The following is a 211-nucleotide window of genomic DNA, read 5'->3' on the forward strand; positions in this document are numbered from 1 at the left end:
GTATTGGCCCATGACTACGGCGACAGCGTGGCGCAGGAGCTGCTGGCGCGTCATCAGGACGGATGCATCGCGCTGGCCAGCTGTGTGTTTCTCAACGGCGGGTTGTTTYCGGAAACCCMTCATCCGGTACTGGTGCAGAAGKTGCTGCTYAGCCCCCWTGGCCCCGTCTCTTATACACATYTGMCAGCCSMCGGGACGAAGTGAGCGGACT

At 61.4% G+C, this 211-nt stretch carries 1 pseudogene; it reads left to right on the top strand.

Going from position 1 to position 211, the window contains the following annotated elements:
• Nucleotides 1–162 (top strand): annotated as a pseudogene (locus ACQ4LH_RS21840) (alpha/beta fold hydrolase); the annotation flags it as partial.
• Nucleotides 163–211: the final 49 nt, after the last annotated feature.

This window comes from Pseudomonas peli (genome assembly GCF_050563605.1).
GTDB lineage: Bacteria > Pseudomonadota > Gammaproteobacteria > Pseudomonadales > Pseudomonadaceae > Aquipseudomonas > Aquipseudomonas peli_A.